Source organism: Candidatus Palauibacter polyketidifaciens, assembly GCF_947581785.1.
GTDB lineage: Bacteria > Gemmatimonadota > Gemmatimonadetes > Palauibacterales > Palauibacteraceae > Palauibacter > Palauibacter polyketidifaciens.
The window spans coordinates 38,152-59,464 of record NZ_CANPVO010000045.1; the positions used below are offsets into that span (position 1 = coordinate 38,152).

The following is a 21,313-nucleotide window of genomic DNA, read 5'->3' on the forward strand; positions in this document are numbered from 1 at the left end:
TGACCGCCCGATGACCGAACAATCTCTGGACCTCCTTGCGATCGCGGCGCATCCGGACGATGCGGAACTCACCTGCGGCGGGACGCTGGCCCGTGCCGCGGAACAGGGATACCGGACGGGGATCCTGGACCTGACCCGGGGCGAGATGGCCTCGCGCGGGACTCCGGAGTTGCGGGCGGAGGAGGCGGACCAGGCGGCGGCGGCGCTGGGCGTCGGGGTCCGGGTCAACGCCGGGCTCCCGGATGCGCGACTCGAGAACTCGCAGGAGGCGCGGCGGATCGTCGTCGGACACCTGCGGGACCTCGCTCCGGCGACCGTGATCCTGCCGTATCCGCGCGGCCGTCATCCGGATCATCGGGTCGCCTCCGAGCTCGCCCGCGATGCCTGTTTCCTCGCGGGACTGCGGGAGTACGAAGGCGGCCCGGGGCGGCGGCCGGAGAAGATCCTCTACGCCATGGCGTATCGGGAGGACGCGGTGAAACCGACCTTCGTCGTCCCGCTCACCGAAGAGCAGTTCCAGCGCAAGGTCGAGGCGGTGCGGTGCTACGCGTCACAGTTCGAGGGCTCGACGGCGGCGGGCGAGATCTTCCCCACCGGACAGCCGCTCGTCGAACGCATCGAGACAGCGTCGCGGCACTACGGCTCGCTGGTCCGGGCGCCGCACGGGGAACCGTTCCATACGGATGAGACGATGCGCGTGAGCGATGTCACACGCCTCGGAGTCCGCTCGTTGTAAGAAGGCGCTGGAGCCGTCAGCCGCAGCGAACCTCGACGAGGAGCCGCTTCCAGCTCGGGACCGACTCGGCGCCCACCTTGATCACCTGCACGCGTGCCGCGCCGCCGCGCCGCATCCAGGGGGCGAGCCAGGCGCCGATTTCCCTCGGGAGGTGGCCGACCGGATCGCCATCGCGGATGTGGACCCAGACATCGTCGGGTTCGCCTCCGGGCGGGTCGGGGATGAGGAGGAGTTCCTCCTGCGGGCTTACCGTGTCGAGGTGGCGGGCGCGGTCTTCGAAAGCGAGTCCGTGTACGGTGGTGCGGAACACCGGGGCCCCGAGCGGTGGTATGCTCTGCTCGTCGGACGTGGGCCCTGTGGGGCTTGGCGCCGGGGGGGTCGGCCCCGGCGCGGAACGTGGTGGCTCCATGTACTCCATCCCGAGTTGCGGCGTTGTTTGAAGCTTCGACACAATAGACGCTCTCTGCTCGACGGGCGAATCCGGACCGAAAACGACGATGACACAGCGGGAAGAAGAGAGACTCTACCTCGACTACGCGGCGACCTGGCCCATGCGGCCGGAGGTATGGGAGGCGATGGGAGCGGAGCTGCGGCACGGCTTCAATCCCGCGAGCGCCCATGCCCCGGGACGGCGGGCCCATCGCTGCCTCGAGGTCGCGCGCGGGCGGATCGCGGATCTGCTCGGGTGCGCGCGGTCATCCATCTACTTCACGGGCGGTGGCACGCAGTCCGACAACCTCGCGATCCTCGGCTTCGTGCGGTCGAATCCGGGGCGGAGTCCGCGCGTGTTCGTGTCCGAGATCGAGCACAAGGCATGCCTCGAGGCGGGGGACCGCGGCGCGGTGGAGGGAGCCCGCGTGGCGCGGATTCCCGTGGACGGGTCGGGGACGATCGACCTCGGATGGCTGCGGCGGGAACTCGCGGCGGACCCGGACGCGCCGACGCTGATTTCGGTGATGTGGGCGAACAACGAGATCGGCACGGTCCAGGCGATGGGGGAGATCGTCGAGCTGGGCCACGAGTACGGGGCGCTCGTACACACGGACGCCGTGCAGGCCCTGGGGAAGGTGGACTGCGATCTGGAGCGGACGCCGGTCGATCTTCTCTCGGCTACGGCGCACAAGCTCGGCGGGCCCGTGGGGATCGGCCTCCTCTACCTGCGCCCGGGGGTGACGCTTGAGCCGCTGAGCTACGGGGGCGGCCAGGAACGGTCCATGTGGCCGGGCACGCAGAACCCGATCGGCGCGACGGGTTTCGCGGCCGCACTCGCGCTCGCGCTCGAGGACCGCGAGGCAGAGGTCGCACGCTGGACTGCGCTGCGGGATCACCTCGAGGCGCGGATCCGCGCGGAGATCCCCGACGCCCGGATCCATGCCGGCGACGCGCCGCTGCGGATGCCGAATCTCGTCAGCATCGGGATCCCGGGGTGTGACAGCGGAGCCGTGCTCGTCTCCCTCGATTTCGAGGGGATCGCGGCCTCGGGCGGATCGGCCTGCGGTTCCGACTCGAGCGTCGGCTCCGACGTGCTGGACGCGATCGGGATCACCAGCGACGTCCCGTACGCGGCCGTGCGCTTCAGCTTCGGCCACGACACGTCCCGGGCGGACGTCGACGCGGCGGCGGATGCGCTGGCCCGGGTGGCCGCGCGGGTCGTCGCCATCACGGCCTGAGATCGCGCATCCATGATCGCCCCGAACCGCCTCGCGGACTCCGTGCTCGTCGCCATGTCGGGCGGTGTGGACTCGTCGCTCACCGCGGCGCTGCTGGCGCGCGAGGGCCGCCCGATCATCGGCGTGACGATGAAGACCTTCTGCTACACCGGCAGCGAGGGCCCCACGCGCACCTGCTGCGGCCTCGACGGGATCGCGGACGCCAAGTCCGTCGCCGCCCAGCTCGACATGCCGCACCACGTGTTCGACGTGGAGGAGGAGTTCACGCGCGACGTGATCGACGACTTCGTGTCGGAGTACGCGGCCGGCCGCACACCGATCCCGTGCGTCCGCTGCAACAGCTTCACGAAGTTCCGGGACCTCCTCGTGCGGGCGGACGCGCTGGACTGCCGCTGGCTGGCGACGGGGCACTACGCGCGCGTGGTCCGACCCCGCTCCGGCCCTCCGGAACTCCACCTCGGCGCGGATGACCACAAGGATCAGACGTACTTCCTGTGGGGGATGCCCCGCGAGGCGCTCGACCGTCTGCTCCTGCCGGTCGGCGAGCTGACGAAGCCACAGGTCCGCGCGGAGGCGCGGCGGCTCGGCCTCGACACGGCGGACAAGCCGGAGTCGTTCGAGATCTGCTTCGTCCCCGACAACGACTACGCCGGGGTCCTGCGCCGGTACCTGCCGGAGGACCACCCTGCCCTCTCACCCGGCGCCATCCGCTTCGAGGACGGCTCCGATGCGGGCGAGCACCCGGGCTACGCACACTACACCGTGGGACAGCGCAAGGGGCTCCCGGGCGGCCTTCCCGAACCGATGTTCGTGCTCGAGATCCGGCCGGAGTCGCGCGACGTCATCATCGGGCCGCGGGCCTCCCTGGCCCGCTCGCGCATCGGCGCCGAGGGTGCGAACTGGCTGGCCGAGCCTCCCGACGGGGGCGAGCGCATCGGGGTGCGGATCCGGCATGGTGCCGCGATCGTCGAGGCGGAGGTCATCGAGGCGACGCCGACGGGCTTCTCGCTGGAGCTGCCCGTGCCGCAGTCGGCCATCACGCCGGGCCAGAGCGCCGTGCTCTACCGGGACGATCTCGTCCTCGGCGGCGGCGTCATCGTCTCAAACTGACGGCCGGCGCAAGGCGCTGGCGGCCAGCGCCAAGGCGCGGGGCGCGGGTCAGTAGGAGAGGCCCTCCTGTTTCGCGAGATCCTGGACCGTCTTCAGGCCCTCGCCGGAGAGGTCGGGCGTTTCCACGACGACCTTGACGAGCTGGTCGCCCCGGTTGTCGCCGCGCCGGATGCCCTGGCCCCTTATCCGGAACGTGGTGCCGCTCTGCGTGCCCGGCGGGATTCTGAGCACGACCTTGTTCCCGCCGATCGTCCTCACCTTCACCTTCGAGCCGAGGATCGCCTGCGCCACGTTGATCGGCACCTCGCAGGCGAGGTCGAGCCCGTCGCGGGTGAAGAAGCGGTCGGGGTCGACCTGGAACTTGATGATGAGGTCGCCTGCGGGGCCGCCGCCCGGACCGCGTTCGCCCTTGCCGGAGATGCGGACGCGCGAGCCGCTCTCCACCCCCGCGGGCACCTTGACGCTGAGCTTGCGCCGCGTGTTCACCTGGCCGCGCCCGGAACAGCTCGAGCACGGCGTCTCCGGCACCATCCCTCGGCGCATGCACACCGGGCACGGGCGCGTGACGGAGAACCCGCCCTGCCCGAACGTGACCTCGCCCTTGCCATCGCACTCGGCGCAGCGTACCAGCGACGTGCCGGGAGCGGCGCCATCCCCGTCGCACGTCGCGCACTCCTCGTTGATCGGCACCGTGACCGCGACCCGGCCGCCCCGCGCCGCCGTGCGGAGCGGCACCGTGACCAGGTATTCGACGTTGCGGCCCCGCTTCGGCCCCTTGCTCTCCGGCTTCGCCTTCTTCCCGAAATCGAAGATCGAGGAAAAGATGCCGCCGATGCCGCCCAGGTCGGACAGATCCTCGAACTTGAAGTTGCCCGCGCCGCCGGGGGCTCCGCCCGGCTGGCCGGGCCCGAATGCGCCGAGGCCGCCGTACTTCCGCACGCGGTCGTACTTCTTGCGCTTGTCGGGATCGGAGAGGACGCCGTGCGCCTCCGATACCTCCTTGAACTTCTCCGTCGACCTCGGATCGCCCGCGTTCGCGTCCGGGTGGTGCTCCTTCGCGAGCTTGCGGTAGGCCTTCCGGATCTCGTCCTCGCTCGCGTTCTCCGCGACCCCGAGAATCTTGTAGTAATCCTTCGCCTGCGTCGCCATCGGATCAGGAAGCTTCCGCTTCGTGGCGGTAGACCGTGACGCGCGCGGGGCGAAGCAGCCGGTCGCCGAGCCGGTATCCGATCAGGACGACGTGCGACACGAGTTCGTCCTGCTCCGGGTCGTCCGTCGGGGTCATCATCAGAGCGTCGTGGAGGTTGGGATCGAAGCGCTCGCCTACGGGGTTCACCGGTTCCACGCCGTTGTCGGAGAGGACCTTCGCGAACTTCCGGGCCACGAGCCCGATCCCCTCGTGCAGGGCCTCCGTCGTCGTGCCCTCGAGCGGCGTGTCGGCCACGCGCTGCAGGTCATCCATCGTTTCGAGCAGCTTGCCGGCGAGTTCCGCGCGCGCCCGCTCCCCCGCATCGCCCAACTCGCCCCTCGTCCGGCGCCGGAAGTTGTCGAACTCCGCGGCGAGCCGGAGGTGGCGGTCCTGCAGCGCCGCGAGTTCCTCCGCCGGCCCGAGATCCTCGCCGGACTCGGGCGGACCGACCTCGTCCACGTGCCCGGGAGTCTCCGGCGCAGGCGCATCGGGCTCGGCGGCGTCGCCGGCGGCCTCCGGAGCGACGTCCTCCGGAGCGGTATCCTCCGGCGGCGCGCTCTCCATTTCCTGTTCCAGATCCCTCGTTCCCATCGAATATCCTCGAGTGTGCTCGTCAAAGCCGCGAATCCAGCCAGCGCATCGCTTCCAGCGCGGCAGCTTCCCGGATCTCGTCCCGGCTCCCCCCGAAGCGGTGGCACCGCGCGTCGCGGGAGGGGCCGTCGTGGGCGATCCACACCGTGCCCACGGGCTTCTCGGCGGATCCCCCCGAGGGCCCGGCGATTCCCGTGACGGCGATGGACCAGGTGCTCTCCGCCACGCGCCGCGCCCCGGCGGCCATCTCCTCCGCCACCGCCCGCGAAACGGCGCCGTACCGGTGGAGCGACGCCTCCGACACCTTCAGCAGCTCCCTTTTGGCGTCGTCATCGTAGCTTATCAGCCCACCCCACAAAACCTTCGACGCTCCGGGTACAGCCGTGAGGGCGGCGCCGATCAGGCCGCCCGTGCAACTCTCGGCGAGCACCAGGGTGTGACCCCTCTCCCGCAGGCCTTCGATGAGCGTCGCGGCGGCCTCGACCAGCGACGGACCGCCCTTACGAATGGCGACCCGCCATGAGGCGCGAAAACGTGCCCAGATAGGTCACGGCGGAGGCCAGGGTGAGCAACACGGCGAGGGTGAGAAAGGTCGTCGTGAACCATCCGTGGAAGGCGGAGAACCACTGCCACGCCCGGCCGCCGGGGGCCACGAAGCCGGGCGTCAGGAACGCGACCCAGAGGATCGCGGAGCCGATGAAGATGTTCTGCGCGAGCGCCTTCCTCTTTCCCAGGATCTGCGCCGCGACGATCCGCCCGCGCCGCGCGGCGAAGGAGCGGAGCAGCGTGATCAGCGCCTCGCGCCCCAGGAAGATGACAATGGCCCAGAGCGGAATGACGCGGAACAGGGGGAGAGACGGGCTTCCCGCCTGCCCGAGATTGATGCTGTAGACGGGGATGAGGGCGGCGACGAGCAGCAGTTTGTCCGCCAGCGGGTCGACGATCTTGCCGAAGGAGGTCACCTCGCCGCGGGCTCGGGCCAGGTGTCCGTCCCACAGATCCGAGAGCGCGGCGAGGACGAACACGACGAACGCGATCATGCGCGGCGCCGGACGAGGTTGCAGGAGCAGCGCCGTCACGACGGGAGCCGCGAGAATCCGGCCCGTGGTAATCGTGTTCGGGAGATTCAGTGTGGGTCTCCGCTCTCCAGGACCTCGTCGCTCGCGAGCACGCTCTCGAGACTCTCCAGAACCGCCGTCGCGCGCTTGCGGAGGAGCGGTCGCTCCTCCCATGCCAGATAATCTCTCAACAGCGGCAGATCGTCCACGGACGGGTGCGACTTCAGGTATCCGAGGGCGGCCAGGCGCCGGAGCGGATGCGGACTGAACAGTTCGCGCCGGTGGCGGCGCATCTGATCCCGCGCGAGATAGATCCCGAGGCCGACGGCCGCGGCGGCGCCCAGCAGGGCCGCGGCCGCGATCTTCCAGCCCGTCGCGGAACGGCGGTCCGCATCTTCGTATTCGATTCGAGTCGTCATCGCTGCTACATCTCCCGTCGGCCGGCGAAGGCTTCGGCGATCGTCACTCCGTCGGCGTACTCGAGGTCCCCCCCCACGGGCAGCCCGCGCGCGAGGCGTGTGACCGTGACATCGGCGGCCGAGGCGAGCAGGCGCTGCAGGTACGTCGCCGTCGCCTCTCCCTCGACGCTCGCGTTCGTCGCGATGATCACCTCCCGGATCGGGGTGTCGAGACGCCGAAGCAGGGCCCGGATATTCAGGTCATCGGGCCCCACCCCATCGAGAGGGGACAACCGTCCGCCAAGTACATGATACTGCCCCGCGAAGTTCCCCGAGTTCTCGATCGCCGGAATGTCCGAGGCCTCCTCCACGACGCACACCTGCGCCGGGTCGCGCCTCGGACTGCTGCAGTATTCGCACGGGTCCATGTCGCTGAGGTTGCCGCAGATGCCGCACACGCGGACCTCGGCCGCGATCCGTTCCAGGGCCCGTGCCAGGCGCCGGGTATCGTCCTTCGAATTCCTGAGAAGGTGATACGTGAGGCGCCGCGCGGTCTTGCGACCGATCCCGGGGAGCCGGCCGAATTCGCCCACGAGCGCTTCGATGGCGTTCACGGACCGCCGAGGATGTTGCCCAGACCCGGCAGCGGCAGGCCTCCCGCAGCCTGACGCATTTCACTCTCCATTCGGTCCTTCGCCCGCCGCTGCGCCGCGGAGGCCGCGGCGACGATGAGGTCCTCGAGCATCTCGACCTCTTCCGGGTCCACGACGGCGGGGTCGATGGAGACGCCCTTGATGTTCCCCTGGCCATCCACCGTCACCTCCACCATCCCGCCGCCGGAAGCCGCGACCATCGTCTCGCGCTCGAGCTTCTCCTGCATCTCGCTCATGCGCGACTGCATTTGCTGACTGAGCTGAATCAACTGCTGGATGTTTACGCCGTCCACTCCGATTCTCCTGTTCTCCTACTCCTTCAGGGTGAGGTCGAGTTCCTTCACGGCTTCCCGCAGCTGCGGGTTTCCGTCCAGCAGCCGCTCGACCCGCGTCCGGGCCGCTTCCCCGGCGGTCATGCGGCCGCCCTTGTGGTCGACGATCGCGAATCTGACGGTCGGCAGTCCCAGGCGTTCCGCGAGATTCGCGCGGAGGGCGCCGGAACGCGAATCGTCCTTCAGCAGTTCCTCAAGCTCCTCGCGCCACCCGGCCTGGACCCGGAGCCGAAGCTCGTCCTTCACGAGGCCGGCGACCTCGGTGCCGCGCAGAGCCAGCCCGGACATGCCGCCCAGCCCCTGCGTCTCGGCGACCGCCGCCGCCCACGCATCGCGGACGGGGGATGACGGCGCCGTCTCTCCGGCGTCGGCGGGCGGCGGCGGGGGCGGCGCGGACTGCCGGGCCGACGCGCGCTGCGGGGGCGCCGCGGAGGGCGCGGGCTGCGGGGCCGGCGACCGGTCCGCGGAAGCGGGAGCGGGCCGAGAAGGACGTTTCTCGCGCTGGTGCCGGGGCGGGTTCGGCGTTCGCGTCCGGGACGCGGGCTCGCCGTCGGGGGCGCCGAGGGCCGCCAGGAGTTCCTCGAGTTCGACGGTCGATTCCATGCGGACGAGACGCAGGAGCAGGACCTCGAGCTGGATGCGCGGCTGGGAGGACCGGTGGAGCATGCCGGAGGCCTCGAATTCGCTGAGGGCGGCGAGCATCCTAAGCAGGTCCGCCGGCACCAGGGCCTCGGCGGCGGCGAGGAAACGCCCCCGCGACTCGGGCAGGAGTTCGACCGCCTCGGCGTCCGGATCGAGCCTCAGCACCAGGAGGGTGCGCAGCGCGTCGCCGAGTCCGCGCAGAAACTCCGCGGGGTCGTGCCCATCGTCGAGGAGGTCCTGGACGAAGGCGAACACCCCGGCCCGATCCCCGTTCGCCGCAATCTCGAAGAACGCCAGGTATCGATCTTCGTCGACGAGCCCGAGCATGCGGCCGACGTCCGCGAGTTCCACCGCGTCGCCACGGAAGGAGAGCACCTGGTCGAGGGACGAAAGCGCGTCGCGGACGCCGCCTTCGGCCCGGCGCGCGATCGCCCGCAACGCCGCCGACTCGGCCGCGATGCCCTCCGCCTCGAGCACCGTCTCCAGCCGGCCCGCGATGTCGCGGACGGAGACCCGCCGGAAGTCGAATCGCTGGCACCGGGACATGACGGGAGCCGCGCCGCGCTCGATCTTCTGCGGCTCGGTGGTGGCGAAGGCGAAGATCACGCGTGGCGGCGGTTCCTCGAGGATCTTCAGAAGCGCATTCCACGCATCGCGCGTGAGCATGTGCGCCTCGTCGAGGATGTAGACCTTGTAGCGCTCCTCGCTCGTGGGCGCGTAGGCGGCCCGGCGGCGGAGGTCCCGCGCGTCCTCGACGCCCCGGTGGCTCGCCGCGTCGATCTCCACGACATCGAGCGAGGCGCCGCCGGACCAGATCCGCTCGCACGAGGGACACGTGCCGCACGGTTCGCCGCCGGAGCGGTCGGGGCAGTTCAGGGCCATCGCGAGAATGCGCGCCGTCGTCGTCTTCCCGACCCCGCGCGGGCCGCAGAAAAGATACGCGTGGCCGACGCGCCCGGACTCGATGGCGGCCTTCAGCGTGGACCCGATGTGGTCCTGTCCGACCAGCTCCGAGAAGCGTCGGGGCCGGTAGGTTCTGGCCAGCGCGGTGCGGTACAAGGGCTCGTGAGCCATCTGGGTCGGCCGGGGGTCACGGCCCCGGCCGGGTTCGACTCCTTCGGGTCTGAGGGCGCCCGCGTCTCGCGACGCGAGGACGCCGCCGGCGTCGGGCGAACGACCCCAGGCGGGCCGTGGCGACCGTCACACGCTTACCGCTGCTACCTTCACGGTCCTGACGGGATTTACGCGCTCCGGCCCCACGGGCCTGGGGCACCATTATCTTATCGGCCCGCAGGAGCAGCGGCCAGAAAAAACCGTCATGTATCGTCGCCATAGAAGGCTTCCGGGATGTGTTGGACCCGGGACGTTCCGCGGCGATCGACCTCCACCGCGACGATGTCGAAGCGGGCCTCCGCGGCGGCGCCCGGATGGCGGCTGAGCCACGCTCCGGCCGCGCGGCGGATCCTGCCGCGCTGGGCGCGGGAGAGCGCCTCCTCGGGCGCCTGCACGCCGGGGCGGCGGGTCTTCACTTCGACGAAGGCCACCGTGTCCCCGTCCCGGATCACGAGATCGATCTCCAGCCGTCCCACGCGCCAGTTGCGGTCGAGGATCTCATATCCCGCGTCCGCCAGGTGGCGCGCGGCGATTCGCTCGCCGAGGCTGCCGAGGCCGCGCTTCGTCGGGGGCCGGGCGCCCCGGGCCCCTTCAGCCGTGGGCGGGGACCGGAGCGCGCGCGATCCGCCGGCCGATGGCGTCCGCGATGGCGTGAAGCTCGACCATCAGCGCGTCGAACTGCTCGAACGTGAGAGACTGCTGGCCGTCCGATGCCGCCGTCGGGGGATCGGGATGGACTTCGAGGATGAGCGCGTCCGCGCCCGCCGCGACGGCGGCGCGGGCCATCGGTCCGACCTTCGACCGGGCCCCCGTGCCGTGGCTGGGGTCCGCGACGATCGGGAGGTGCGACAACTCGTGGATCGTCACGATGGCGGTGAGGTCGAAGAGGTTCCGCGCGTGCGTGTCGAAGTTGCGGACGCCGCGCTCGCACAGCATCACGCGCGATTCGCCCTCGGCCACGATGTACTCCGCAGCGAGCAGCAACTCCTTGATCGTCGCGGACATCCCCCGCTTGAGGAGGACCGGCTTGCCGGCGCGGCCCGCCGCCCGCAGCAGCGAGTAGTTCTGCATGTTCCGCGCGCCGATCTGGATGACGTCGGCGTATTCCGCGACGAGGCCCATGCTCTCCGTGTCCAGCGCCTCGGTGACGACGGCGAGGCCGGTCTCCTCCCGCGCGCGGGCGAGCAACTGCAGTCCCTCCTCCCCCAGCCCCTGGAACGAATAGGGCGAGGTCCGCGGCTTGAAGGCTCCGCCGCGTAGCGCGGTCGCCCCGGCTTCCGCGACCCGGTGCGCGGTCTCCAGAATCTGTTCGCGCGATTCCACGGAGCACGGACCGGCCATGACGACGACGTCCTCCTCGCCGATCCGCACGCCGTTGGACAGTTCGACGATCGTGTCCTCGGGCCACCACTCCCGGCTGACCTGCTTGTACGGGGGCGACACGTGGATGACGCGGAGCACGCCCTCGATCCCCACGAGCCGGCTCTCCTCGACGCGCCCATCGTTGCCGACCAGACCCACGGTCGTGCGCTGGGCGCCCGGCATGGGCCGGGCCCGATATCCCATATCCTCTATCGCGCGGACCACGTCCTCGACCTGCCCGTCCGTGGCGCCGTGCTTCATGACCACCAGCATTGGTCCCCCTGTGGGTGGATTTCGCCCGTTGCGCACGCTCCCGGCGCGGCAGGGCCGTGACTCCCCGGTCCGCTCCCCGCGGCGCCGGCAGGAGCAGGATACTCCACTGGCGTCACCCGTTCGTCAACGAGACGCCGAGTCCCTCCCTCGCGACGCACGTAGCGCCGGCGTATCCGGCCTCGGCCACGAGACGGGGAACGTCGTGACCCGTGCGGAGGTGCGGGTAGATGTGCGTGAGCACGAGAAGACGCGGGCGCGCGACGGCCGCCAGCTCGGCGACGCGCGCGGGCGACAGGTGGTTGTCCGTCGCCTGCGAATCGGGGAGCGAGCACTCGCAGACGAGGGCGTTCACGCCGCGCATGAACGACCCCAGTTCCGTGGACGGCCCCGTATCGCCCGTGTAGCCGAAGCTGAACGCCCCGCCATCGAGGCGCCACGCGACGCTCTCCGCGGTGTGCGGCGTCTTGTGGGCTTCGAGCCGCGGACCTCCGCTCAGCTCGCGCACCTCCCCCGGCGGGAGTTCCTCGACGAGGACGGGGAAGCCGGGATCCAGGACGAAGTCCCCGCAGGCGCCGGCAAGCTTCTCGAGGAACCCGCGCGTGCCCGCGGGCCCCCACACCGTGAGCGGCCGGGTGCGGGGGTGGGCGAGACCGTGTTTCAGCGCGAAGAAGAGTCCCGGGAGCGCGCCGACGTGATCCGCGTGAAAGTGGGTGATCGCGAGGTCGGTGATCTTCCCCCACGGGAGGCCGAGCCGGGCCAGCGCCTGCAGTGCTCCGGGGCCGCAGTCGAAGAGGACGCGCATGCGTGCCGCGGATTCCGGGTCAGCGGACGAGACCCAGTAGGAGGAGGCCGCCCGGTCCGCTTCCGGGACGACGGTCCCGCACCCGACGACGATGAGTTCATCCGCCGCCGCGCCGTCCGGCGCGTCTCGCGCGGGTTCCGCCTCGTTCACGCCACCTGCGTGGCGGAGTTGAACTCCACGCCGACGATCGACGAGACGCCCGCCTCCTGCATCGTCACGCCGTAGATCCAGTCGGCGTTCTCGATGGTCCGCGGATTGTGCGTGATGACGATGAACTGCGTCTCCTCCTTGAATTCCTTCAACATGCCGACGAACCGGAGGATGTTCGTCTCGTCGAGCGGCGCGTCGACCTCGTCAAGCAGACAGAACGGGCTCGGCTTCGCGAGGTAGATCGCGAACAGCAGGGCGAGCGCGGTCAGGGCCCGTTCACCGCCGGAGAGCAGGTGAATCCGTTGCGTCTTCTTGCCGCGGGGGCTGGCCGAGATCTCGATCGGGGAATCCAGGGCATCGTCGGGATTCTCGAACTTGAGGTCGCACTGTCCGCCCTCGAAGAGGGAATCGAAGGTGCGGTGGAAGTTCGTCCTGACCTGCTCGAACGTCTCCATGAGCGCGGAGGTCGCCTCCCGGTTGATGCGTCGGATCGAGGTGCGGAGGTCGTCTCGCGCGCGGGTCAGGTCGTCGCGCTGTCCCGTCAGGAATTCGAGACGCTTCTGTTCTTCCTCGTATTCCTGCTGCGCGAGGAGATTCACCGGGCCGATGCGGGCGATGGAGCGCCGCACGCGCTCGAGCTCCGGTTCCCACTCGGCGGGCTCGGCATCGTCGACCGGGTCGACGCGTTCCCGGAGTTCCGCGAGCGGCGCGTCCCACTCCGCTTCCACGCGGCCCCGAATCGCGGACTCCCCGGCCTCGAGCTGCGTGACTTCCAGTTCGAGCCGATGCCGGGCGTTCACGCGCTCGCGCTCGAGCCGACGCGCCTCGCTCAGCTCCGATTCGAGTCTGTCCAGCCGTGCGCGGCGTTCGGCGATTCGGCGCTCCAGCGCGGCGAGATTCGCTTCACGCCGGGTCCTGGTTTCGAGCGCGGCACCGATGGACGCCTCCACCTCCTCCGACTGCGCCTGACTCTCCGCGATCAGGACGTGGAGCCCATCCACCTCCCGCGCCAGCGTCCGCGACCGCTCCTCCGCGTCGTCGGCGGCCTCCGCGAGGCGGCCCTCCACTCCGCGGCGGTTCTCGACCTCGGCCTCCCGCCGCGCCTGCGCAAGCTCCGCGTCGTGCAGTTCGGCCTTCCCCGTGTCGGCGGCGGCACGGGCGGCATCGGCCTTCTCTCGCGCATCCGCGTATGCGGAGGACAGTCGCGAAACCTTCCCGTCGAGTTCCCCGCCGCGGGCGTCGTCGTCCGCCGAGAGCGACACCTCATCGTCGCTGAACGCTTCCAGTTGTTCGATCCGGCCGGCGAGTTCGCGACGCTCATCTTCCAGCCGGACGAGCCGCGCCTCGGCGGAGGTCCGGTCGGCTTCGGCTTCGCGGCGCGCCGCCTCGGCATCGGACACCGAGCGCTGCAGCGCGTTCACCTGCGCGAGCGCCTCGGCGGCTCCGGCCCCCGACGCCTCCACCGCCTCCCGCGACCGCACGCGGTCCGCTTCCAGCGCCTCCACTTCCGCGCGGAGTGCCTGAAGTTCGGCTCGCCGGCTCAGGAGCCCCTCCGAGGTCGGGCCTCCCACGTAGACGCCGCCCAACCGATCCTGGCGCCGCCCCTCGGAATCCACCCAGGGGTGCGGGCGCGGCGTGAGGTCACCGCTCGACGCGACCTCGATGCCGGCGAGGAGCGCCTTCACCCAGACCGCGCCGGCCCCCTTCGCGTCGACGTGTCGCATGAGCGGCGCGGCGGCCTCAGCCGGCCCCGGGAGCGGGCCCGGATCGAGCGGGAGCACGAGGAGGCCTTCCTCTCCGTCCCGGCGTTCGAGCCACGCCTCGACCGCCCGGACCGCGGCCACGTCGCGCACGACGACGCCGTGCAGGTACGGGCCGAGCTGAGACTCGACCGCCGCCGCCCAGGGAGCGGACACTTCCATGAACTCCGACAGTGCGCCGTGGAGCCCGGGGATCGCGCTCCGGTCCTTCAGCAGTTGGGCCACGGCTTCGGGGAGCAGCGCGCTCGACCCCACCAGAGACCCGAGACTCGAGGCGCGGGCGCGCGCGGCGGCGAGGCGTCCCTCGAGGTCGGCCGCTTCCTCGCGGCCCCGGCTCAGCGCCCCGTCCGCGGAGGACGCGGCCTCACGCGCCGTTCGCAGCCGGTCGCGCGCCTCCTCCTGAGCCCGGCCCGCCTGCGCCTCGCGTCCCGACGCACGCTCCGCCTCCGCCCGAAGTCCGTCCTCCTGGGCCGCAAGCGCGTCGAGGGCGGGCCGTCGCCGCTCGAGTTCCTCGCTGCGGTCGCGGGCCCGCACCTCCTTCACGCTGAGTTCGAGGCGCCAGCGTTCCACCTCGCGGCGCGCCTCTTCGACCGCTTCCCTCGCGGCACCGCGCGCGCGCGCGGCGTCGCGGGCCGTCTCGGCCAGAGCCTCCGCCCGAAGCTCCAGTTGAGCCGCTTCAGCGGCGCCCTCGGCGGCGAGCGACTGCCCCTCCTTCAGGGCGGATCGCGCCTGCCCCACCCGTTCCCGGAGGTCCTCGCGCCGGCGCTCGTTCCGGCGCACTTCCTCCTCGAGCGTCGCCAGCCGGTCGCGCGCGCTCGAAGCTCTCGCCCCGGCGAGGAGGCGGGTACGCTCCAGCTCCTCCACGGCGCGCCTGGCCTCCTCAAGGCGCCGTGCGACACCGGCCCGTTCCCGCTCCATGTCCGTGTACTCCAGGCGAAGCGTTTCCGCCCGGGTCTCCGCCGTACCCAGATCCACATGGTCCGGCCCCGTATCCGGCTCAAGGCGCTCGAGTTCCGCGCGTGCCTCGGCCAGCCGCCGCGTCGTCTCCTCAAGTCGGGCGTCCGCGACGGCGACCTCGAGTTGCAGGAGCCGGGCCCGCAGCTTCGCGTGGCGCTCAGCCCGTCCGCGCTGTTGCGCGAGCGAGCGGACCTTGGACCCCACCTCGATCAGCACGTCCTCGAGCCGCTGCAGATCGCTGTCCGCCTGCTCGAGCCGCCGGATCGCGATCCGGCGGCGGTCCTTGTAGCGCCCGATCCCCGCCGCTTCCTCGAACAGCGTCCGGCGCTCCTCGGCGCGGTCCGAGAGGATCGCGTCGACCATGCGGCCCTCGATCATCGCGTAGGCGTTCGAGCCCAGCCCGGTGTCCCGGCACAGGTCCAGGATGTCCTTGAGCCGGCAGGCCGTTCCGTTGAGCGTGTATTCGCTCTCGCCTCCGCGGTAGACCGTGCGGCCGATCGCGACGTCGGCATACGGCACCGGAAGCACGCCGTCCTCGTTCGAGAGTTCGAGCAGGACTTCCGCCCGGTGGATGGGCTGGCGCGCCTCCGTGCCTCCGAAGATCGCCTCCTCCATGCGGGACCCTCGGATGGCGGTGGGACGCTGTTCCCCCAGAACCCAGCGCAGCGCGTCGGAGAGGTTCGATTTTCCGCAGCCGTTCGGGCCGACGACAGCGGTGATGCCCTGGTGCAGCTCGATCCGCGTCCGGTCGGCGAACGACTTGAATCCGCGCAGCGTCAGGGCCTTGATCTTCAAGCGCGCTCAGGGGGTTGAAGGAGTGGCGGCGCCGCGTCTCACGATGAGTGGCGCGCTTTCGCCGGCGGCGTCGAGTGCATCGCTCATGGGGGTGGCCGCCGCCTCGTTCTCGTACGCGCCGCCGTACACCCTGAAGACCGGCATGCCGTCGAGTGCCGTCTCCAGGCTGTACGCGGGGATGCCGACCGACGCGAGTTGGGCAATCCGCGCCTCCATCCCCGCGCGATCCGTGAACACGCCGAGATCGTACGCGAGTCGCACGGGGCGGAGGAGCCATGCACTCGCCTCCTGGGCCACGCCCACCGCCGCGAGTTCGTCCATGAGGGCGGAAGCCTCCGCCTCGCTCGCGACGGCCCCGGCGAGAATCCGCTGATACCGGACCTCCCGGATCGTGGTGGGGGCCATGAAGTACAGCACGCCTCCGTGAAGTGTCCGGATTTCCGCCACGCGCTCCGCCGCCTCGGCCGGATCGCTGAAGCTCCCGAGGAGGACGGAGTAGGGCCGTTCGGCGGCCGACTGGAAGGCGGCTGCGACCGCAGACTCGTCCGGCGGCGGCGGAATGGAGGCCGGCGCCGCGATCTCCGGCGGAGCCGTCAGCGCGGCGCCCTCCGGCAGGTCCGTCGGCGTGCCCGGGTCTTCGGCGGCCGGGCCGTCCTCCACGGGCGTCGTCTCCGCCGCCGGAACCTCCGCCGGAGCCTCATTCCGGGCCGCGATCATCGACCCGACACGGGAGATCGCGTTGTCGAACCACCCGTTCCTGTACGCCCACAAGTTCCCGACCGCCAACGCCGCGATCGCCAGCGCCGCGACGAGCGGCCCACGCGGGCGGCGGTGCCGGGCTTTCCCGGGTGTCGGTGGAGAGTCCACCGGCGCCGGGTCGGGCCCGGACTCCGGATCGGCCTCGGCGGCCGCCGTGGGCGCGGGCTCCGGCAGGGGTTCGGCGACGTCTTTCACGGACTCCCGCGCGGGCGCGGGCTCCGGCCGGGGCTTGGCCGCGTCTTCCGCGGGCGCCGGCTCGGACCCCGGAGCTGGTGTGGGCGCCACGCTCGACTCGAAGGGTACGTGGCCGTAACACGGCATGCCGTGGTCCTCGAGGGGAACGCTTCCCACGGCGATGTACCCGTCGATGAGATCGATCAGGCCGGGGGAGGGCTGCCCGCGTTCGGACATGACGATGAAGAGCGTCCCGTCCTCCTCCTTAACGCGGGAAACGAAGCGCGCGAGCGCGGGCGATTCCAGCAGACCGACGACGCCTTCCGGCACCTGTCCCGCCGGCAGGTATACGTAGGGGCAGTCCGCGCGCCGCACGGCCACGCGGGCAAGCCGGGACTGGCCCGCGAGGAACTCCGCCATGCCGCGGGACTCGGCCCGTTCGGGCGCGCCGGCCAGCTCATCGAGGGGCGACGGCGCGGATTCGGAATTCAGTACGAGCGTCCGCCCCCGGCGGCGGGCGATGGAGGTCGCGATCGTATCGACGACCGTCGCGCTCCGCCCGGCCTCCGAATGCTCGAAGACGAGCGCCACGATCCGCGCATCCGCGGGCAGTTCCCACGTGAACGGGACGGCGGCGGCGCTCACGGGCCTCGCCTCATCGCCTCATCTCCCTCCTCGTGAATCCACGCGTCGATCCCTCTCTCCCGCCGCAACTCGAGTGCCGCGCCCTCCGCGTCGGACTGCGTCTCGTACGGGCCGACGAGGAGCCGATGCCACATGTCGCCCGCCTCATCCACCCGCCGCAGTACGTGCGTCGAGTAGCCCGAGGCGTCGAGGAGTTCGCGCATCTGCCCGAGCGCCGCCGCCTGCCGCGAGGAGAGCGCGACGGCGTAGAAGCCGCCGGGAAGCTCCGGCAGCGGAGCAGGCGCGAGATCATCGAGGAGTGCCGGGCTCCCGTCCGTCGTCCTCCCGACCCTCCCCACCGTCAACAGTCCGATGCGGCGGCCGGGCGGAACACTGTCGGCAAGTGCGTCCAGTGCCTCCTCGGCATCTTCCAGCGTGTCCTCCGGCACGACGGCGGCGGACGCGACGGGCAGGCGACGCCCCCAGCGGAACGGGAGCCACCAGGCGTCGGCGGGGCCCTCCACGGCGGCGACTCCGCCGTCCGGGCGAAGGAGGCCGAGGCCGCTCTCCGCGGACACCAGGACCGCTCCACCCGGAAGCGCGAGCGGCAGGTCCGCCCGCCACTGTCCCGGCACTGCGTCCAAACCGGCTTTCCCCGCCCTCGCGGACCACGCGTTCGAGCCATCCCAGGCGACGAGCCGGTCTCCCGTCATGCCCGGCCGCAACGCCTCGAGGGGCGCCTCCAGCCGCGACGACCCGAGTTCGCGCCAGTCGTAGCGATCGATGACCGTGAAGCGCGGCCGGTCGACCGACGCCGCGAACACGCGGTGCTGCGAGGGGGAGATGGCCAGAGCCGACGGCGCGCCGCCGATCTCCGCCCCTTCGGCCGGCTCGAGCCCGGGTATCGACCACTCCGTGAGTCCCCGGCCATCCCCGGACGCCGTCACGATCGTCCGACCCCAGCCCGCGAGCGCGACGGGGCCTCTCGTACCGACCTCCCGCGTCGTCGCGGGCCGCGATTCCCCGGCTTCCCATACCGCGAGTTCAGCTCCGTTCGCCCCTTCGACGAGGGCGACGACCCGATCTCCGGCGGCGGGGGCCGCCCAGTGCACGGCACCGTCGGCCGTGACCTCCGCGGTGCCGGTGAGGGTGACGGCGAGGATCCGGTCCCCGGACACGAAGGCGCCCCCGGCGGGAGACGGGATCCAGCGCGCCTCGGCGGATACGTCGGGAAGCGGGGTCTCGGCCTCCACCGGCGAGGTCGTGTAGAGGCGAAGCTGCCTCCCCCGCCGCAGCACGGCGGCCGAACCGAGCGAATGGGCCGCCGTGACGCCTTCAAGCGACAGGCGTCCGGTCCAGCGCACGGTGGACGGGCTCTCGATCGAACGGAACTCCGCGACTCCGCCGCCGCGCGGAATGACGAGAAGTCCGTACCGCTCGAACGACGTGCCGGAGACGAGAGTCGGGCCTTCGAGGGGGGCGGGCTGATCTTCCGGGGGGCTTCCGCAGGCGCCCGACGCACCCCCGACACCCAGCACGAGAAGGAGCGCAGCCGGCAACTTCGCCCCGCACACGACGAAGCGAGAGGAAGAACGATTCATGGCCCTCCAAGCTAGCGCCGTACCTCCGGTCACGGAACGGCCACGAGCCCGGTTCACTCCAGTTCAAAGAGAGGGGCGTCGCCCCACAGCCGCTCGAGCCGATAGAACTCCCTGACCTCGCCCAGGAAGACGTGTACGATGAGACCCACGTAGTCCATCAGCACCCAGCGACCCTTGTTCAGCCCTTCCACGCCGACGGGACGGAACCCGTCCTCGCGCGTTCGATCGAGGATGTTCTCGCTGATCGCTCGGGCGTGCGTGTCGGAGTCACCCGTCGCGATGACGAAGAAGTCGGTGACGTCGGACAGCCCCCGCAGATCGAGAATCGTCGGGAGGCGCGCGTTTCTCTCGAGCGCGGCCTCCGCCACGCTGCGGAGTTCCGGGGAAGGGTCTCCCCTTTCAGAGAGCCGGCGCCACACTTCTTCCAGCGGGAGCGGACCGTGCGTCATCGGTTGCGGCCCGCTATTCCTCGGCGACCACGGACACCTTGAGCGTCGGCTCGATGTCCATGTGGACTCTCACCGGGACCTCGTGTTCGCCGAGGTCCTTGATCGGATCTTCGAGCCGGATCGCGCGACGGTCCACGGCGACGCCCTCCTTCTCCAGTTCGTCCGCGATGTCCGCGGCCGTGACCGAACCGAACAGACGTCCGCCCTCGCTCGCCCTGCGGACGAAGCTCACCGCCCTGCCCTCGAGTTCGCCCGCCAGTTCCTGGGCCGCTTCGCGCTCCCGCTCGGCGGACTGTTCGATCTGGCGCCGCTCCTCCTCGAACCGCCGCCGGTTCCCCTCCGTCGCCGCGAGCGCGATCCCCTGCGGAATCAGGTAGTTGCGCGCATACCCCGGCCGCACGTTCACCATCTCGCCGGCGAGGCCGAGATCCGCGACGTCCTTTCTCAGAATCACTTCCACCATCGGTCCCTCCAGTTTTATCTCACGCGCCGTCCGTCTTCATCCCCGGACGCGACCGCAGGTCCAGCCACGTATCGCTGATTCCCATGACGAGGGCCGCACCCGCCGTCACCGGGTAGAGGACCAGCGCCGCGAGCACCCACGCGCCGATCGCCCAGCCCGAGCTTAGCACGGAAGCCCCCAGCCACACGAGCACCGCAAGACCTCGGAGCAGATAGAGGCCGCCCATCACCGTCACCATGTTGCCGCCCGTGCGCTCCGCCCACGCCCCCGCGGGGAGGACGAGGAGCGCGAGCCCCAGCACGAGCACCCAGACCAGGTGATCGCCGAACCGGAACTCCCGCAGCGGCGGAAGCGGTCTCCGTTCTCCCCGGATTCGCCCGAGGATGTAGGCGGCGACCCCCAGGGCCGAGATCGAAGCGAGCGCGAGCAGGGCCGGGTAAACAGCCTCCCACGCGCTCACGATGCCGCGCACCGTCGCTTCCACCGGTCGACCGCCCCATGCATTGAAATCAACCACGGCCAGCGCCCGGCTGAACTGCGCCGTGATCTGCCAGTCGAGATCCGCGGGCAGTCCGGGTCGCAGCACGGCGAGAGCCGCCACCGTGGCTCCCGCGATCGCGACCGCCGCCAGCGACCGGTCGAACACTGGCCGATCCGGCCCCAGCGCCGTGCCGAAGGCGAATCCGCCAGCCAGCAGCACTGCCCAGCCACGTTCGATGAACCACGGCGGCCCTGCCTCCTGAAACCCGAGCCCCGCCCCGGCCAGAAGGAGCAGCGCCAGGGCGGCCGACCCGGACTGGGGCGGTTCGAAGGTCAGAATCGCCACGGCTGTGGGCACGCCGACGATGGCCATGAGCCCGAGCGGCGACGAACTCAGCGGCGACAGCAGCATGACCAGCAGGAGGAGACCCGCGGCCGGCCAGAGGCCGCTCCAGCGTTCCCTCAGCGGCCCCATGCCGGGGTCGTACTAGTCGTGGTAGCCGCGGATGTACGGCAGTAACGCGAGATATCTCGCCCGCTTGATCGCCACCGTCACCGCCCGCTGGTGCCGTGCGCACGACCCCGTGGCTCGCCGCGGCAGGATCTTGCCGCGATCCGAGATATAGCGATCCAGCGCGCGTTCATCCTTGTAGTCCACGCCGACGATCCGGGTCTCACAGCACCGGCACGCCTTTCGAAAGGCCATCTATTCCTCCTTCGCGTCGGCGGACTCTTCCGGTTCCCCGGCGTCCGCGTCCGCACCGTCCTGCTCGGTATCCGCATCGTCGGCCGGCGCCTCGGCTGCGGCTTCGGCCTCGGCGGGAGCCTCGTCGGTTGCGTCGTCGGCGTCGTCCGCGGCTTCAGCCTCAGCCTCAGCGTCGGTCTCGTCGGGAGCTTCGTCGGCGTCGGCGGCTTCTTCGGCCTCGTCCGCCGCGTCGGCCGCGTCGTCAGCCTCGTCCGCCGCGTCGTCAGCCTCGTCCGCCGCGTCGTCAGCGCCGTCCGCCGCGTCGTCAGCGCCGTCCGCTTCGGCGCCGTCCGCCTTCTCCGTCTCCTCGGCTTCGGACGCGTCCTCCGCGTCGGCTCCCTCTGCGCCGTCTTCCTCCGGCTTGGGGGCGGTCGGCGCCGGATCGGGAAGCGGCCACGGATGTTCCTGGATCACGATCAGATACCGG

At 71.1% G+C, this 21,313-nt stretch carries 21 protein-coding genes, 1 other RNA gene and 2 pseudogenes; 3 read left to right on the plus strand and 21 right to left on the minus strand.

The annotated features are described in order from the left end of the window. Nucleotides 1-10: 10 nt before the first annotated feature. On the plus strand, nucleotides 11-736 hold the full coding sequence (gene bshB1 / locus RN729_RS12425) for a bacillithiol biosynthesis deacetylase BshB1 (protein ID WP_310785236.1): 726 nt from the start codon (nucleotides 11-13) through the stop codon (nucleotides 734-736). Between the two features lie 16 nt (nucleotides 737-752). Here the strand turns inward: bshB1 and RN729_RS12430 are convergent, their stop codons facing one another. Next, nucleotides 753-1,046 carry a hypothetical protein gene (locus RN729_RS12430; protein ID WP_310785238.1) on the minus strand — a complete coding sequence of 98 codons (294 nt, stop codon included), beginning with the start codon at nucleotides 1,044-1,046 and terminating at the stop codon, nucleotides 753-755. A gap of 187 nt (nucleotides 1,047-1,233) precedes the next feature. On the opposite strand from RN729_RS12430, the gene RN729_RS12435 reads away from it, so the two are divergent. Beyond that, nucleotides 1,234-2,406 (plus strand): cysteine desulfurase family protein, encoded by a 1,173-nt coding sequence (locus RN729_RS12435; RefSeq protein ID WP_310785240.1) that lies wholly within the window; start codon nucleotides 1,234-1,236, stop codon nucleotides 2,404-2,406. A gap of 12 nt (nucleotides 2,407-2,418) precedes the next feature. Next, complete coding sequence (mnmA, locus tag RN729_RS12440) at nucleotides 2,419-3,516, plus strand: tRNA 2-thiouridine(34) synthase MnmA (protein WP_310785242.1); 1,098 nt, start codon at nucleotides 2,419-2,421, stop codon at nucleotides 3,514-3,516. Between the two features lie 48 nt (nucleotides 3,517-3,564). Here the strand turns inward: mnmA and dnaJ are convergent, their stop codons facing one another. From dnaJ to RN729_RS12540, 20 genes and pseudogenes are all read right to left on the minus strand, one after another. Continuing rightward, a complete protein-coding gene (gene dnaJ, locus RN729_RS12445) occupies nucleotides 3,565-4,665 on the minus strand; it encodes a molecular chaperone DnaJ (RefSeq protein ID WP_310785244.1) in 1,101 nt (366 codons plus the stop codon). A 4-nt stretch (nucleotides 4,666-4,669) separates the two neighbouring features. After that, nucleotides 4,670-5,296: a nucleotide exchange factor GrpE gene (locus RN729_RS12450; protein ID WP_310785246.1), complete on the minus strand. Its 627-nt coding sequence runs from the start codon at nucleotides 5,294-5,296 to the stop codon at nucleotides 4,670-4,672. Nucleotides 5,297-5,318: 22 nt separating this feature from the next. Beyond that, a complete protein-coding gene (locus RN729_RS12455; protein ID WP_310785273.1) occupies nucleotides 5,319-5,840 on the minus strand; it encodes a CinA family protein in 522 nt (173 codons plus the stop codon). After that, nucleotides 5,797-6,375 carry a CDP-alcohol phosphatidyltransferase family protein gene (locus tag RN729_RS12460; RefSeq protein ID WP_343218930.1) on the minus strand — a complete coding sequence of 193 codons (579 nt, stop codon included), beginning with the start codon at nucleotides 6,373-6,375 and terminating at the stop codon, nucleotides 5,797-5,799. The genes RN729_RS12455 and RN729_RS12460 overlap by 44 nt, the downstream gene beginning before the upstream one ends. A 47-nt stretch (nucleotides 6,376-6,422) precedes the next feature. Further along, the gene (locus RN729_RS12465; RefSeq protein ID WP_310785250.1) at nucleotides 6,423-6,773 is read right to left on the minus strand and encodes a hypothetical protein; all 351 of its coding nucleotides are present in this window, start codon (nucleotides 6,771-6,773) and stop codon (nucleotides 6,423-6,425) included. Nucleotides 6,774-6,778: 5 nt separating this feature from the next. Beyond that, nucleotides 6,779-7,366: a recombination mediator RecR gene (recR, locus tag RN729_RS12470; protein WP_310785252.1), complete on the minus strand. Its 588-nt coding sequence runs from the start codon at nucleotides 7,364-7,366 to the stop codon at nucleotides 6,779-6,781. Then, nucleotides 7,363-7,698 carry a YbaB/EbfC family nucleoid-associated protein gene (locus tag RN729_RS12475; RefSeq protein ID WP_310785253.1) on the minus strand — a complete coding sequence of 112 codons (336 nt, stop codon included), beginning with the start codon at nucleotides 7,696-7,698 and terminating at the stop codon, nucleotides 7,363-7,365. Before RN729_RS12475 ends, recR begins: the two co-directional genes overlap by 4 nt. A gap of 18 nt (nucleotides 7,699-7,716) precedes the next feature. Next, on the minus strand, nucleotides 7,717-9,453 hold the full coding sequence (gene dnaX / locus RN729_RS12480; RefSeq protein ID WP_310785254.1) for a DNA polymerase III subunit gamma/tau: 1,737 nt from the start codon (nucleotides 9,451-9,453) through the stop codon (nucleotides 7,717-7,719). Nucleotides 9,454-9,553: 100 nt separating this feature from the next. Beyond that, nucleotides 9,554-9,649: signal recognition particle sRNA small type (gene ffs, locus RN729_RS12485), an RNA gene on the minus strand. Nucleotides 9,650-9,695: 46 nt separating this feature from the next. Further along, a pseudogene (locus RN729_RS12490) lies at nucleotides 9,696-10,046 on the minus strand (YraN family protein); the annotation flags it as partial. A gap of 37 nt (nucleotides 10,047-10,083) precedes the next feature. Continuing rightward, nucleotides 10,084-11,127 carry a 3-deoxy-7-phosphoheptulonate synthase gene (aroF, locus tag RN729_RS12495; protein WP_310785256.1) on the minus strand — a complete coding sequence of 348 codons (1,044 nt, stop codon included), beginning with the start codon at nucleotides 11,125-11,127 and terminating at the stop codon, nucleotides 10,084-10,086. 112 nt (nucleotides 11,128-11,239) lie between these two features. Beyond that, on the minus strand, nucleotides 11,240-12,079 hold the full coding sequence (locus RN729_RS12500; protein ID WP_310785257.1) for a ribonuclease Z: 840 nt from the start codon (nucleotides 12,077-12,079) through the stop codon (nucleotides 11,240-11,242). Beyond that, on the minus strand, nucleotides 12,076-15,591 hold the full coding sequence (gene smc, locus RN729_RS12505) for a chromosome segregation protein SMC (RefSeq protein ID WP_310785260.1): 3,516 nt from the start codon (nucleotides 15,589-15,591) through the stop codon (nucleotides 12,076-12,078). Before smc ends, RN729_RS12500 begins: the two co-directional genes overlap by 4 nt. A gap of 6 nt (nucleotides 15,592-15,597) precedes the next feature. Then, nucleotides 15,598-17,169 (minus strand): SPOR domain-containing protein, encoded by a 1,572-nt coding sequence (locus RN729_RS12510; RefSeq protein WP_310785262.1) that lies wholly within the window; start codon nucleotides 17,167-17,169, stop codon nucleotides 15,598-15,600. Continuing rightward, entirely contained in the window at nucleotides 17,166-18,749 is a 1,584-nt protein-coding gene (locus RN729_RS12515; protein ID WP_310785263.1) for an SPOR domain-containing protein, read from the minus strand. Before RN729_RS12515 ends, RN729_RS12510 begins: the two co-directional genes overlap by 4 nt. A gap of 53 nt (nucleotides 18,750-18,802) precedes the next feature. Continuing rightward, nucleotides 18,803-19,198 (minus strand): ribosome silencing factor, encoded by a 396-nt coding sequence (rsfS, locus tag RN729_RS12520; protein WP_310785265.1) that lies wholly within the window; start codon nucleotides 19,196-19,198, stop codon nucleotides 18,803-18,805. Nucleotides 19,199-19,211: 13 nt separating this feature from the next. After that, a complete protein-coding gene (gene rplI / locus RN729_RS12525; RefSeq protein WP_310785267.1) occupies nucleotides 19,212-19,661 on the minus strand; it encodes a 50S ribosomal protein L9 in 450 nt (149 codons plus the stop codon). A 19-nt stretch (nucleotides 19,662-19,680) separates the two neighbouring features. After that, complete coding sequence (locus RN729_RS12530; protein WP_310785269.1) at nucleotides 19,681-20,616, minus strand: DUF2232 domain-containing protein; 936 nt, start codon at nucleotides 20,614-20,616, stop codon at nucleotides 19,681-19,683. A 12-nt stretch (nucleotides 20,617-20,628) separates the two neighbouring features. Further along, nucleotides 20,629-20,847 carry a 30S ribosomal protein S18 gene (gene rpsR, locus RN729_RS12535; protein ID WP_310785271.1) on the minus strand — a complete coding sequence of 73 codons (219 nt, stop codon included), beginning with the start codon at nucleotides 20,845-20,847 and terminating at the stop codon, nucleotides 20,629-20,631. Continuing rightward, a pseudogene (locus RN729_RS12540) lies at nucleotides 20,848-21,313 on the minus strand (hypothetical protein); the annotation flags it as partial.